Below are 11,856 nucleotides of genomic sequence, written 5' to 3'. Positions count from 1 at the left end.
CCCCCGGGGGCTACTGTTCACGCATGACGGAAGTCGCACTGATCACCGGAACCTCATCCGGTATGGGCCTGCACGCGGCGGTGGAGCTCGCCCGTCGCGGGCTGCACGTCGTTGCCACGATGCGCGATGTGGAGCGTGCAGCACCGCTGCGGGACGCTGCGGCAGCGGCGGGGGTGGAGATCGACGTCCGTGCTCTCGACGTGGTTGATCACGCTGCTGCGGCCCGGCTCGTGGACGAGGTCGAAGCAGAGCTCGGCGGCATCCAGGTGCTCGTGAACAACGCGGGGCAGGGCGCCGTCGGAACGGCTGAGCAGCTGAGCATCCGGCAGATCCAGGAGCAGCTCGACATCAACTACCTCGCTCCGGTGAATCTGACCAAGCTCGTCCTGCCGGGAATGCGTGAGCGTGGCAGCGGACGGATCGTGACGGTGACGAGCGTCGGGGGTGCGGTGGGGCAGCCGTTCGCCGATGCATACTGCGGCGCGAAGTTCGCCGTCGAAGGGTTCATGCAATCGCTGGCGGTCGTCGCCGAACGTTTCGGCGTGCGTGTCAGCGTGATCGAGCCCGCAGCGGTGGCCAGCGCGTTCGTCGCCAATGCTGTTCGTCCGGAGCGGGGAGGGCCGTATGCGGCGCTGCTCGAGGCGTACATTGCGCGGACGTCGGGGGCTTTTGCGAACGCTCAGACACCCGAATCCGCCGGTGCGGCGATCGCCGATGCGGCGCGGGCGGACGAGTACCGATTCCGGTGGCAGAGCTCGGCGGGGGCGACCTCGTTCGTGGGCGTCTCGCTCGCCGATACCGACGGAAGCCGCGTGCTCGGCTTCACCCGGCCCTGGATCTCGGCCGGGTGAGAGGACGCCCGCCGTATGGGTACGGGGTGCAGACGGGCGGTGCGGCCTAGAGAGTGACGACGAAGTTGCCGACCTTCCGCCCCGCGTCGATGCGTCGGTGCGCCTCGGGCAACGCGTCCAGTCCGCCGATGACCTCGGTGAGCGGATCGAAGTCGCCGCTCGCGACCAGCGCGAGAATCGTCGCGAAGTCCTCACGGCGCTCCGGGACGGGGCCCGCGATCACGCGGCCCCGTGCCGTGGCGGTGTCCCACAGCCCTGCCACCGCCAGGATCACGCTGCCGCTCGGCGCGGTGAGGCGGAGGCCGTCCGAGCGGCGCAGGTTCCCCACCGCATCGAGGATGGCATCGAAGCGCTGCGGAACGCTTGCCGCGGGTGTCGTCCGGTAGTCGATGGTCTCGGCTGCTCCCAGGCGTCGCAGAAGCTCGTGGTTGGGGGCCGAACTCAGCGCGGTGACGGCAGCCCCGGCCCGGGCGGCCAGCTGGATGGCGGCGGTGCCCACCGATCCCGAGCCGCCGTTCACCAGCACCGACTGGCCTTCCCCGATCTGAGCGCGGTGGAGGAGGAAGCTCAGCGCAGTGCTTCCGCCGAAGAGCGCGGCCGCCGCATCGGGTGAGCTCACGCTCTCGGGAATGAGGGTCGCGGCACTCGCTCGCACCGCGACGTACTCGGCGTGGGCCCCGAGGCGCGCGCCGGTCAGCCCCGCCACCCGGTCGCCGATCGCGAAGTCGTCGACACCGGCGCCGCGTGAGACTACACGCCCGGCGAACACAACGCCGGGAATTGTGTGCCGTGGGCCGCGGACGCCGATTGCCAGTCGCGCGGGCAGCGCAAACCCCCGGGGGGAACCGGCCGGCTCGCAACCGGGCGTCACCGGATGTCACGGCCGCGGCCTCGACCCGCACGATCATCTCGCCCTGTCGCGGAACCGGCTGCGGGAGCGTCTCGATGCGGATGGACTCCGGCGGCCCGTAGCGGTCCACGATCGCCGCCATCATCTGCCCGTTCATGTTTCCGCCTTCCTCGCGGGCGTCACGAGACGCGCGCTCCGTCCGCCCGGACGGTCGCGATCCCATCATGGACCAGGTCGAGCAGCGCCGGGTGGCGAGCGCTGAACAGTGCCGCCGGCCGGGGTCGGCGGATATCTCCTCGATGTCGGATGCCTTCGCCTTCGCCTTCGCCTTCGCCGGCGCACCGCGCCGGCTCCGCGACAGCAGACCTCTCGGAAGGAGGAAGAACGTGGGCACGATCAATACCTCCTTCGGAGCAACGGATGATGCGACGGCGGCTGCGGCCGTCGACGACGGGCCAGTCTCGTTCGCCCCCGTCCTGGATGCCGTCGAGGCCACGGTTCAGGCCGGCACTCTGATGGCGCTGCTGACCGGGCAGACCTACGAGGAGGTGACGGCCGGTCCGTCGTGGGCGCGGCTCATCACGGCGCCTGATCACGAGTCCGCGTGGGTGGTGTGGCTGCCGGCCGAGTTCACCGAGGCCGTGGCGTGCGCTTCCGATGAGAAGCTGGCCGAGGTCGTGGGGCCGTGGTCGCAGACGGAGGAGTTCTGGGGCGGTGAAGATCCCGCCGAGCTTCTCGACATGCTCCGTGAGTGGCGCGGACTGGCCCAGACAACGCAGCAGCGGGGCGAGAACATGTACTGCTGGATGAGCCTCTAGCGTCCTCGTCGAGCGGACCGCTCACTCCCCGCGGATCGCTCCGGCAACCCCCGAGCTGAGCTGGGCGAACGCGTGCACGGCCAGTTGTGCCGGCGGCGTGGCCGGCGCATCGTCGGCCGACCATCCTTCGAGGCTGATGCGGATCGCAGCCGTCGCCGCCGCCGCGAGGAGGCGCGCCGGCATCGTCTCGGGCGGAGAGGAGTGACCGGCAGCGCCCAGCCGGGCTGCGATGACGGCGGCGAGCAGCCTTTCGGAATCGGCGTTGACACGCTGCCACACCGCCCAGAGCGCAGGATCCTGCAGCGTGGAGCGCAGGAGGCCCCGGGTGAGCGCAAGCGCAGCCTCATCCGGTTCATCCAGCGGGGTGAGCACGCGTTCAATGGCTCGTGCGATCGAGTCGCGGACGTCGAGGTCGTCGGCCTCTTCGATGGCGGCCCGCCACGTGGCGGCGCCCACGCTGAGCAGCGGGGCAACCGCATCCTCCTTCGTGGGGAAGTAGCGGTAGAAGGTTCGGGGAGACACCCCTGCGGCGGCGGCGATCTCCTCGACGGTGACCGTCCTGGCATCGCGCTGCCCGAACAGACGCGCGGCCGCCTCCGCGATCTCCAACTGGGTGGCGAGTCGACGCCTCTCGGTCAACGTGGGCGCGGCATCCATGACGTTCAGCCTACGAGGAATAGGGGGAGTAGTGTCAGGGTTGGACTATATGGCACGATCTGCCAACCTGACATGTCGTGCAGTCTTCTCATCATCGAAGGGTTGAATCATGAACCGCTATGAAGGTCGTCGCGCGCTGGTCACCGGCGGAGGGTCCGGCATCGGACAGGCCACCGTGCTGCGCATGCTGTCTGAGGGAGGTCGCGTCGTCGCGGCCGATGTCTCGGAGGCCGGGCTCGCCGACACCGTGGCCAAGGCCGGCGACGCCGCCGTGCGCCTGCATACGGTGGTGGTGAACATCGCCGACGAGGCTTCGGTGCGCGCCGGAGTGGCGGATGCGGTCGCGTGGCTGGGCGGCCTGGACGCGCTCGTGAACGCCGCCGGCATCCTCCGCTCGTCGCACACGCACGAGACCACCCTCGAATCGTTCGAGCAGGTGCTGCGCATCAACCTGGTCGGCACGTTCCTGATGATTCGCGAGTGCATCCCCGCGCTGCTCGAGGGTGACGGCGCCGCCGTGGTGAACTTCAGCTCCACCTCGGCGATGTTCGCCCACCCGTACATGTCCGCGTACGCCGCGAGCAAGGGCGGCGTGCAGTCGATGACCCACGCCCTCGCCGCCGAGTACGCCAAGCAGGGCATCCGCTTCACCGCGGTCCAGCCGGGCTCGATCTCGTCCGGCATGACGGACGGCTCGGGTGCCAGCAAGCAGAGCCAGGGCCCGGGCCTGCCGGAAGATGCGGACATGATGCTCTTCATGAAGCTGCAGCCCGCACTGGGTGCCGGATTCGCGGGCCCGGAGACGGTGGCCGGCGTGGTCGCCATGCTCGCGAGCGACGACGGCACGTTCATCACCGGCACCGAGGTGCGCATCGACGGGGGTACGCACTTCTGAGCTACGACGCCGGTTCGGGCGTCATCGTGGCCGGGGAAACGCCGACACAGGGCGGGGGTGTGCGAGGAGTCTCGCACACCCCCGCCCTGCTCATTCAGCGCGTTGCGCCGTCGTCGAGCGGGTCGTCTCCGTCCTCGACGCCCAGCCCGAGAGCTTCGGCAGCGTCGGCCCGGCTGGCCTCGTCGCGTTCGCTCCCACCGTCTTCGGCACCCCACGATTCGGCGTCGTCCTCATCCGGTCCGCTGCCGTCCGCCACCTCGGCAGCGTTCCCGCCGGTCGCCCCGGCGATCACGTCCGACTCCGGTGTATCGGCATTGTCCGACGGCGCACCCGACAGGTCGGCCGGCACCTGATCCATCAGGAACGCGCGGTCATCGCCGGGATCTCCCGAGCCGTTGTCGAGACCGGTGCTCAGCGTGTCGTCCTCGGCAGAGGTGTCGGTCGAGCCGCCGTCGACCGCTGTCTCGCCGTTGTCACTCCCGTCCGTCGTCGCTCCGTCGAGTGCGTCGGCCATGAGGGGATCCGTCTCGCCGGGCTCTCCATCGACCGGGAACACGGGGTTGGTCTGATCTTCCATGTCGTCTCCTCCTGTCGGCTGCGATGCAGCTTTCAGGTGACCGTAAGCGGGGGCGGCGAAACCGCGCACGCCATTGACGGCGGCGGATCGGAACGCTAGGAGCGCGTGCGCTCAGGTGATCTGGCATCGGTGTCTCGACACCGGTGCGTGGCATGACACCCGTAAGCATGTCTCACAGGTCCGGCGGGAGGGGGCTCGCACCGTGCGGCCAGCGGTGGTCCGCCGCGAACCGGGATCAGGTGTGCTCGGGCCACTCGGCGTCGCGCAAGATCTCCCGCAGCTGCGACTCCACGCCGCGCCCGTTCAGCTCGACGACGCGCCCCTGGTCGAACAGTTCCAGCACACGCGGATCGATGTAGCTGGATCGCGCCACGGCCGGGGTGTTGCCGAGAGCGGCGGCCGTCTCGCGCACCGCCTCCACCACGGCCTGCTTTCGTGCGCGCTCCTCCTTCTGCACTCCCGCCCGTGCCAGCGCAGCCGCCGCGATGGCGGTGCCGTGAATGGTGCGGAAGTCCTTGGCGGTGAAATCACCGCCGGTGCGCGCTCGCAGGTCGTCGTTGATGTCCGCAGCACGCACGAGCCGATAACCCCGGCCGGCACTCCAGGCGAGGAGCCGCGCTCGGGGCCCGCGTGACAGCAGCCGCTCCAGGACCGGCGCCAGGTCGGCGTCCGAGATGCGCGACTCCCAGGGGACCCCGCTCTTGCCGCGAAAAGCCAGGGTCACGATGCCCTGCTCCACACGGACGTGGCGGCAGCGCAGCGTGGCGAGCCCGATGCTGCCGTGCTCGCGCGCATACGCCTCCGATCCGATCCGCAGATATCCGGTGTCGAGCATCCGGATTCCCGCTGCGAGAACCGTGGCGCGCTCCAGGCCGGGAGCACGGAGGTCGCGCGTCACCGAACGGCGCAGCGCGGGGAGCGCGTCGGCGAGCTCGAGCGCCCGGTTGAACTTCTCCTCGGCAGCCTGCTGCGTCCATGACTCGTGATAGCGGTACTGGGTCCGTCCCGCCGCATCCACTCCCGTCACTTGCAGATCGGCGTCAGGATCGGGGCTGATCCAGACATCGCGCCACATCGGCGGGATGGCCAGGGCCCGGATCCGGCTGAGGTCCACCTCGTCCGTGATCCGGTGCCCGCTCTCGTCCCGGTACTCGAAGCCGCGTCCCCGGCGAATCCGTCGCCATCCCACGCGCTCGGTCATGTTCGTATGCACTCATGTGCACGGTACAGATGTCAAGCCGGTGGCCCGTCGCCCGCTCATCGAGATCTCCGGAGAACTTTTTTGTGACATCCGGGCGGCGACCCTCGTCATACCAGTAGAGCGATCGATTCGCTCGTCGGTTCGGCGCAGGAACGATGCGCCCAGCACGAAGGAGAAGGACGATGGTTGCAGAACAGTCGAAGACGAACGCTGGTACGGAGGCCTCGACCGCGGCACGCGCGGCAGCAGGGTCGCCGCGAGTGGACCGGGGCACCGGAGGGGCTTCGACCTCCGTCGCCGAGACGACCGCTGGTCAGACCACGATCGCCGATGCGGTGGTCGCCAAGATCGTCGGCATCGCGGCGCGTGAGGTGAGCGGTGTGCACGCCCTCGGCGGTGGTGGTGCCCGCGCTCTCGGCGCGATCCGTGACGCTGTCAACGCGACCGACCTCACGCAGGGCATCAAGGTCGAGGTCGGGGAGACGCAGGTCGCGGCCGACATCACGATCGTGGTGGAATACCCGTCGCCCATCCAGCAGGTCGCCGAGAACGTGCGCTCCGCCGTGACCGCCGCGATCACACAGCTCGTCGGACTCGAGGTCGTCGAGGTCAACATCGACGTGAACGACGTCCACCTTCCCGCAGATGACTCCGCCGAGGAGTCCGAGCCGCGCGTGTCATGAGCGCCACGATGACGGGTGCCCTGCTGGGCGCGGTGCTGGCTTTCGCGGGGCTCGCCTTCGGGTTCTGGGGATTCCTCCTGGTGCTCGTGCTCATGGCGGCCGGTGCGATCGTCGCCCGTATCGCCAGTGGCGAGCTGGACGTGCGTGAACTCCTGCGGGTGTTCACCGGGCGGCGATCCTCGTCATGAGCATCGCCACCGCTGAATCCGCGACGACCACACCGGTCACACCGGTACGCGGCGTCGTACGGGTGCACGAGCGTGCCATCGAGAAGGTGGTTCGCGAGGCTTCGGCGGCGGTGGTCGGTGTACAGCGCACGCAGGTGCAGGTGGAGTTCTCCGACGCCGCGGACGGGATCACGGTCCGGCTCGCGACGAAACTGCCGGTTGCCGACCCCCTGGACGAGGAAGCGCTGCGCTCGCTGGTGCCGGTGGGGGAGCGAGTGCGATCGATCCAGCGCGAGCTGGCGGAGCGACTCGGAGTGCTCACCGGACGCGACATCCGGCGCATCACCGTGGTGATCACCGGCGCACGCGTGCAGCAACGGCGAAGGGTGAGGTAGAGGTGGCAACGATCATGGAGCGCATCGTGCGTCGCGAGACGCACTCGCCTCGGTCCGCGGCGGTGGTCCTGGTACTGATCATCGTCTCGGTCGTCGCACTGTGGGTTGCGACCGAGCTCATCCTGCACATGGCCGGAGGCCCGGCGCTGCTCGCAACGCCGGGGGCGATCATGCAGTGGCTCGTCAGCGTTCCCGACCTCGTTCCCCGAGCGGCCGTGGTCGCGGGAGCGGCGGCAGTCGCCGTCATCGGGGCGGCGCTGGTCGTGCTCTCGGTTGCTCCGGGGCGCCGGGCGCGACACCGTCTCGACGTCACGGGTGTGGCGGTCGCCGACAACAGCGTCATCGCGTCGGCTGTGGCCGAAGAGGTGCGGCGGAGCCTGGACATGAGCGCCGGCGACGTGGTGGTGGGAGTGGGACACCGCGCCCTCGACGTCACCGCGCGCACCAGCGCCGGGCGGCGCGTCACCGCCGCCGAGGTGGGATCGGCTGCGCAAGCGGCGCTGGCTGCTTGTCGCATTCCGCCGCTGCGCGTGCACGCACGCGTGGTGGCCGATCAGAGAGGACAGGAGTGAGTCATGAACGAGACGAATCGTGCGGTCAATCGTGTGGTGCTGTTCGTTGTCGGGATGATCCTCCTGGGTGCCGGGGGCGCTGCCGTCGCGGCCAGCACCTGGGGCGACGCCGGGCGGGTCTGGGGGGACCTGCTCGGCGCAGCCCGGGACTGGCTGTCCGACGCGGACGCGGCGACACGGCTGCCGGGCGACAGCGCGGTGAGCTGGCTCGCGATCGCAGCCGTCGCTGTGGCGGTGGCCGTCGTCGTCGTCTCGGTGGTGATCATCGCCCATCTCGGACGGACCACCAGCACGCCGGTGCTGCGCGTGACAGCCGCGGAAGATGATCTCGGCGGGGTCGTGGTGCGTCCCGCGTTCGCCTCGGACGTCATCGGTCACGCCCTGTCCGGACGGGAGGAGATCGTCCATAGTCGCATCAGCACCGCTCGTGTCAAGGGTCAGGACATCCTGCACGTGGACGTGATACCGCGGAAGAGGACATCACCGGCGGCGGTAGCCGACCTGGTCACCCGGGCAACGGATGCGCTGGCGGTGATGACCGGACGGGACCTTCCCGTCTACATCTCGATCCGCACCAGCGTGCGGGCACGACTGGCGGCGGACCAGCCGCGGGTCAGGTGACGGGTCAGAAGGGAGAACGCAATGGGAAAGAACATCCTGCTCGTGGCGGTGATCGCTGTGGCGGCCTACTTCGTAGGCGTGGAATCGGCGAAGTCGCGCGGCAAGAACTATGAGGACCTGCGCCATCAGCTGGAGCGGCTGTGGACGAGTCCGGAAGCACGGAAGTCACGTCAGCGCGCCGCGAAGAAGGCGCGCAAGGCGATGAAGAAGACCGGCCGCAAGCTCGGCCGCGCGTAGGCGCGACCGTCAGCGGTTGCCAAGTCCGGATATCCCGGAACGGAGAGAAGGGGAAAGTCATGAGTGCTGGAGACAAGATCAAGGCCGCAGCCGACAAGGTCACCGGTGAGGTGAAGGAGGCCGTCGGCAAGGTCACCGGTAACGACGAGATGGTCGCCGAGGGCAAGGCCGACCAGGCCAAGGGCCACCTCAAGGACGCCGTCGAGGACGTTAAGGACACGTTCAAGAAGTGACGAGACAGTGGCTGCGCGGCCCGGTGCCGCGCAGCCACTGCTCGCCGAGAACATCGAAAGGACACACGACCATGGGATTCTTCAGCTTCCTCATCCTCGGGCTCATCGCCGGGGCTATCGCCAAACTGATCCTGCCGGGCAAGCAGGGCGGCGGCTGGTTCGTCACACTGCTTCTCGGCGTCGTCGGGGCGATGCTCGGCGGATGGCTGGGCGGCGTGCTGTTCAACGTCGATCTGCAGGGCTTCTTCTCGCTGACCACGTGGCTGCTCGCGATCGGCGGCTCGATCCTCGTGCTGTTGATCTACGGACTGATCGTCGGTCGGGGCCGCAAAGCGTGACGTCTGCTCCCGCGGTGCACGCCGCCGCGGGAGCACACCTCGTGCCGTGGGGGAGTAACGGATCGGAGGGGGAGAGATGAATCGGACGGAGCGATCATCGGATCCGCTTGCGGGCGCGGACGACAGGATCGTCGCCGGACGCGCAGCAGATGGGGACACGGCGGCTTTTGGCACGCTGGTGCGGCGGTTCGCACCGACGATGCGCGCGTACGCGGCGAGGATCCTGCCGGGGACGCTGGAGGTCGATGACGTCGTGCAGGATGCGTTCATCACCGCCTGGGCTCAGCTGCCGGAACTGGACGATCCGGGCCGGGTGCGTGGCTGGCTGCTGCGGATCACCAGCCGAAAGGCCATCGATCGCCTGCGCGCGTCACGTCCCCACGCGGACGTGACGGAGATCGAGGCACCCGCTCCGGCGTACGAGTCGCCGTCGCGTCGCGCGGAAGCGCGTGCCGGCGTCGTGGCGCTGGGTGAGGCGCTCGGGCGCCTTCCCGCGCAGCAACGGGAATGCTGGGTGCTGCGCGAGCTCGGCGGCTACTCGTACGACGACATCGCGCACGAGCTGGAGCTGTCCGTCTCCACCGTGCGCGGACTATTGGCCCGGGCGCGCAAACACATCCTCGTTGAGATGGAGCAGTGGCGATGAACGAACACGATATTCCTCCGCTCCCGGCACTGGGGCTGGAGCCGCAGGACCTGGACGGGCATTCCATCGAGGAGCTCTCCGACTACCTCGACGCGAATCGCACCCCGCGCGATGCCGCCATCGAGGAGTCTCCCGGTTGCCGGATCGCGCTCGATGCGCTGGAGCGGCTTCGCGGCATCAGCGCGCAGCTGCTAGAGGCTGATGCCGCCGCGGCAGCGCCCGTGGAGGAGAGCTGGGTGCACCGCGTGCTCTCCGGGATCGCCCTCGATGCCCGCGCGGGACGGCGTATCCCGATCACCGGCGATGCGAGCGGTGATCTCGGCGTGACCGAGGGCGCAGTGCGGGGGGTCGTGCGCGCTGCCGAGCGGGACGTCCCGGGCGCACTGGTCGGGCGGTGCGTGCTGGAGGGCGACGTGGCGTCGCCGGGTGCGCCGATCACCGTGAAGGTGGAGGTCAGCGTGGCTTACGGTGCACCGATTCCCGATCTCGTGTCGCGGTTGCGCGGTGCCATCAGTACCCGCTTGCGAGCGCATACTGAGTTGAACGTCGTCGGCATCGACGTCCTCGTGCAGGACCTTCGCCGCCCGAGCAGCCCGACCGAGGAGACCCGATGAGCGCGGTTCGTGATGATGAGCTCGTCGTCCGCATCGAGTCGATCGTCTCGGCGACACCCGGCGTGAGCGGGTTCTTCCGCTCCGGCTCCGCGTTCGGACGCGTTGCCGACACCGCCGCTCGCGCTCTCGGCCTGCGCGAGGGGAACGAGAGCCTGGTCGTTCTCGACCGCGATGATGACGCAGTGAGCATCGACGTCTCCATCGGGGTGTCTGCCGGGTTCGGTGCACGCGAGACCGTTCGCCGCGTGCATGATGCCATCGCGACGCAGTTCCGGCACGATGGAGACGGGCGCGCGAACGTGCGGGTGACGGTCGTGCACATCGACGACGCCGCGCCCGCTGCACCGAAGCCGTCTACGCCTGCAGGAGATCGGAATGCCCATGACTGACAACACGGCGATCGTCTGGAACCCGTCCAAGACCACGCGTGAGGAGCTCGAAGCAGCGCTGCCCGACGGCGTCGACGTCTCCTGGTTCGAGACCACGGAGGATGATCCGGGCCGCGGCGCGACGCAGAGCGCTCTGGCAGCCGGTGCCTCGCTCATCCTCGCGGCCGGGGGAGACGGAACCATCCGCGCTGTGGCCGAGCACCTGGCCGAGACCGGGGCCGCGGCCGATCTCGGGATCGTGCCGCTGGGTACGGGCAACCTCCTGGCCCGCAACCTCGGCGTGCCGCTGAACGACGTGTCCGCGGCGGTGTCGCGCGCCTTCGAGAACGAGGCGACCACGATCGACATCGGCTGGGCGGACGTTCACGTGGCCGACGACGTGCAGCGGCGGGCGTTCGCCGTCATGGCCGGGTTCGGCATCGACGCTCACATGATCACCGAGACGAACGACGACCTGAAGGATCGCGCCGGCTGGCTCGCATACGTCGAATCGCTCGGCCGCGCCCTCTCCGCGAGCGGCGTCATCGACATCCGCCTGAGCGTGGACGGCGAGGACGCCGCGCAGGACAAGGCGCACACGCTTCTGGTCGGCAACTGCGGCATGCTGCAGGGCGGCATCGCGCTGCTGCCCGACGCCGACCCCTCGGACGGGGCGCTGGATCTCCTCGTCCTGCAAGCGGACGGCGTCGCGGGCTGGATGGACACGATGCGCAACATGATGTGGGACCACGGCATCAAGCGCTTCTTCAGCCGGGATGCGGTGCCGGAGGACGACGCGAGCAGCGCCAGCACTGTGCGCAAGCGGATCGCGTCCCTCGCGGTCGACCTCGGCGAGCCGCGGATGTTCGAAGTCGACGGTGACACGGTCGGAGAGGCGACTCGGGTGGAGATCAGCGTCCAGCCGGGCGCCCTGCGCGTGCGCTGAGTACAAGCTCGGTCGCGGGCCTTCCGGCGCCGGTCACCGGTCTGGGTCCGGTGGGGATCACCTGAGCGTTTCGTCCGAGTGGTGTGGCGGGTTCGCTTCGCTGCGCGCCGGTGGCGGACACTGACGGTTCCCCCGACCGGCGGGCACCGCGCGTGCTCGCCGGAGCCGAACGTCGGTCCGGATGCGT

Annotated in this window: 19 protein-coding genes; 15 read left to right on the top strand and 4 right to left on the bottom strand. The window is 69.4% G+C overall.

Translation table 11 applies throughout. The features are described 5' to 3' along the window. Positions 1–23: 23 nt before the first annotated feature. Entirely contained in the window at positions 24–851 is an 828-nt protein-coding gene (locus ACIQJ5_RS09890) for an SDR family NAD(P)-dependent oxidoreductase (RefSeq protein ID WP_402843305.1), read from the top strand. 46 nt (positions 852–897) lie between these two features. On the opposite strand, the gene ACIQJ5_RS09885 is transcribed toward ACIQJ5_RS09890, so the two are convergent. Next, the gene (locus ACIQJ5_RS09885; protein WP_402843302.1) at positions 898–1,722 is read right to left on the bottom strand and encodes an NAD(P)-dependent alcohol dehydrogenase; all 825 of its coding nucleotides are present in this window, start codon (positions 1,720–1,722) and stop codon (positions 898–900) included. Positions 1,723–2,087: 365 nt separating this feature from the next. On the opposite strand from ACIQJ5_RS09885, the gene ACIQJ5_RS09880 reads away from it, so the two are divergent. Continuing rightward, on the top strand, positions 2,088–2,519 hold the full coding sequence (locus ACIQJ5_RS09880; protein WP_402843299.1) for a hypothetical protein: 432 nt from the start codon (positions 2,088–2,090) through the stop codon (positions 2,517–2,519). A 21-nt stretch (positions 2,520–2,540) separates the two neighbouring features. On the opposite strand, the gene ACIQJ5_RS09875 is transcribed toward ACIQJ5_RS09880, so the two are convergent. Further along, positions 2,541–3,176, bottom strand: coding sequence for a TetR family transcriptional regulator (locus tag ACIQJ5_RS09875; protein WP_402843296.1), 636 nt, complete (start codon positions 3,174–3,176; stop codon positions 2,541–2,543). 109 nt (positions 3,177–3,285) lie between these two features. Here ACIQJ5_RS09875 and ACIQJ5_RS09870 point away from each other — a divergent pair, with 109 nt between their 5' ends. Continuing rightward, positions 3,286–4,071, top strand: a complete 786-nt coding sequence (locus ACIQJ5_RS09870; protein ID WP_402843293.1) for an SDR family NAD(P)-dependent oxidoreductase — start codon at positions 3,286–3,288, stop codon at positions 4,069–4,071. 94 nt (positions 4,072–4,165) lie between these two features. On the opposite strand, the gene ACIQJ5_RS09865 is transcribed toward ACIQJ5_RS09870, so the two are convergent. After that, positions 4,166–4,648, bottom strand: a complete 483-nt coding sequence (locus ACIQJ5_RS09865) for a hypothetical protein (RefSeq protein ID WP_402843291.1) — start codon at positions 4,646–4,648, stop codon at positions 4,166–4,168. 235 nt (positions 4,649–4,883) lie between these two features. Continuing rightward, positions 4,884–5,849 carry a DNA topoisomerase IB gene (locus ACIQJ5_RS09860; protein WP_231091958.1) on the bottom strand — a complete coding sequence of 322 codons (966 nt, stop codon included), beginning with the start codon at positions 5,847–5,849 and terminating at the stop codon, positions 4,884–4,886. A 182-nt stretch (positions 5,850–6,031) separates the two neighbouring features. Here ACIQJ5_RS09860 and ACIQJ5_RS09855 point away from each other — a divergent pair, with 182 nt between their 5' ends. The 12 genes from ACIQJ5_RS09855 (at position 6,032) to ACIQJ5_RS09800 (ending at position 11,669) form a co-directional block, all read left to right on the top strand. Beyond that, positions 6,032–6,532, top strand: a complete 501-nt coding sequence (locus tag ACIQJ5_RS09855; protein ID WP_231091959.1) for an Asp23/Gls24 family envelope stress response protein — start codon at positions 6,032–6,034, stop codon at positions 6,530–6,532. Continuing rightward, entirely contained in the window at positions 6,529–6,720 is a 192-nt protein-coding gene (locus ACIQJ5_RS09850; RefSeq protein WP_402843286.1) for a DUF2273 domain-containing protein, read from the top strand. The genes ACIQJ5_RS09855 and ACIQJ5_RS09850 overlap by 4 nt, the downstream gene beginning before the upstream one ends. Then, on the top strand, positions 6,717–7,094 hold the full coding sequence (locus ACIQJ5_RS09845) for an NTP pyrophosphohydrolase (RefSeq protein WP_402843283.1): 378 nt from the start codon (positions 6,717–6,719) through the stop codon (positions 7,092–7,094). Before ACIQJ5_RS09850 ends, ACIQJ5_RS09845 begins: the two co-directional genes overlap by 4 nt. 2 nt (positions 7,095–7,096) lie before the next feature. After that, positions 7,097–7,666, top strand: coding sequence for a DNA/RNA endonuclease G (locus ACIQJ5_RS09840; RefSeq protein ID WP_402843280.1), 570 nt, complete (start codon positions 7,097–7,099; stop codon positions 7,664–7,666). Positions 7,667–7,669: 3 nt separating this feature from the next. Continuing rightward, a complete protein-coding gene (locus ACIQJ5_RS09835) occupies positions 7,670–8,287 on the top strand; it encodes a hypothetical protein (protein ID WP_402843277.1) in 618 nt (205 codons plus the stop codon). Between the two features lie 21 nt (positions 8,288–8,308). Continuing rightward, positions 8,309–8,524: a hypothetical protein gene (locus tag ACIQJ5_RS09830; protein WP_231091964.1), complete on the top strand. Its 216-nt coding sequence runs from the start codon at positions 8,309–8,311 to the stop codon at positions 8,522–8,524. A 59-nt stretch (positions 8,525–8,583) separates the two neighbouring features. Continuing rightward, positions 8,584–8,757, top strand: a complete 174-nt coding sequence (locus tag ACIQJ5_RS09825) for a CsbD family protein (RefSeq protein WP_231091965.1) — start codon at positions 8,584–8,586, stop codon at positions 8,755–8,757. Between the two features lie 71 nt (positions 8,758–8,828). Next, positions 8,829–9,095 carry a GlsB/YeaQ/YmgE family stress response membrane protein gene (locus ACIQJ5_RS09820; protein ID WP_231091966.1) on the top strand — a complete coding sequence of 89 codons (267 nt, stop codon included), beginning with the start codon at positions 8,829–8,831 and terminating at the stop codon, positions 9,093–9,095. A 76-nt stretch (positions 9,096–9,171) separates the two neighbouring features. Further along, entirely contained in the window at positions 9,172–9,741 is a 570-nt protein-coding gene (locus ACIQJ5_RS09815; protein ID WP_231091967.1) for an RNA polymerase sigma factor, read from the top strand. Next, the gene (locus ACIQJ5_RS09810) at positions 9,738–10,355 is read left to right on the top strand and encodes an Asp23/Gls24 family envelope stress response protein (protein WP_231091968.1); all 618 of its coding nucleotides are present in this window, start codon (positions 9,738–9,740) and stop codon (positions 10,353–10,355) included. The genes ACIQJ5_RS09815 and ACIQJ5_RS09810 overlap by 4 nt, the downstream gene beginning before the upstream one ends. Beyond that, positions 10,352–10,744: a hypothetical protein gene (locus ACIQJ5_RS09805; protein ID WP_402843270.1), complete on the top strand. Its 393-nt coding sequence runs from the start codon at positions 10,352–10,354 to the stop codon at positions 10,742–10,744. Before ACIQJ5_RS09810 ends, ACIQJ5_RS09805 begins: the two co-directional genes overlap by 4 nt. Then, the gene (locus ACIQJ5_RS09800; protein ID WP_231091970.1) at positions 10,737–11,669 is read left to right on the top strand and encodes a diacylglycerol kinase family protein; all 933 of its coding nucleotides are present in this window, start codon (positions 10,737–10,739) and stop codon (positions 11,667–11,669) included. The genes ACIQJ5_RS09805 and ACIQJ5_RS09800 overlap by 8 nt, the downstream gene beginning before the upstream one ends. Positions 11,670–11,856 lie beyond the last annotated feature (187 nt).

The organism is Microbacterium sp. GXS0129 (assembly GCF_044769785.1).
GTDB lineage: Bacteria > Actinomycetota > Actinomycetes > Actinomycetales > Microbacteriaceae > Microbacterium > Microbacterium nymphoidis.
The sequence above is the reverse complement of the archived record's forward strand: the minus strand, read 5'-3'. Positions and strand labels throughout refer to the sequence as shown.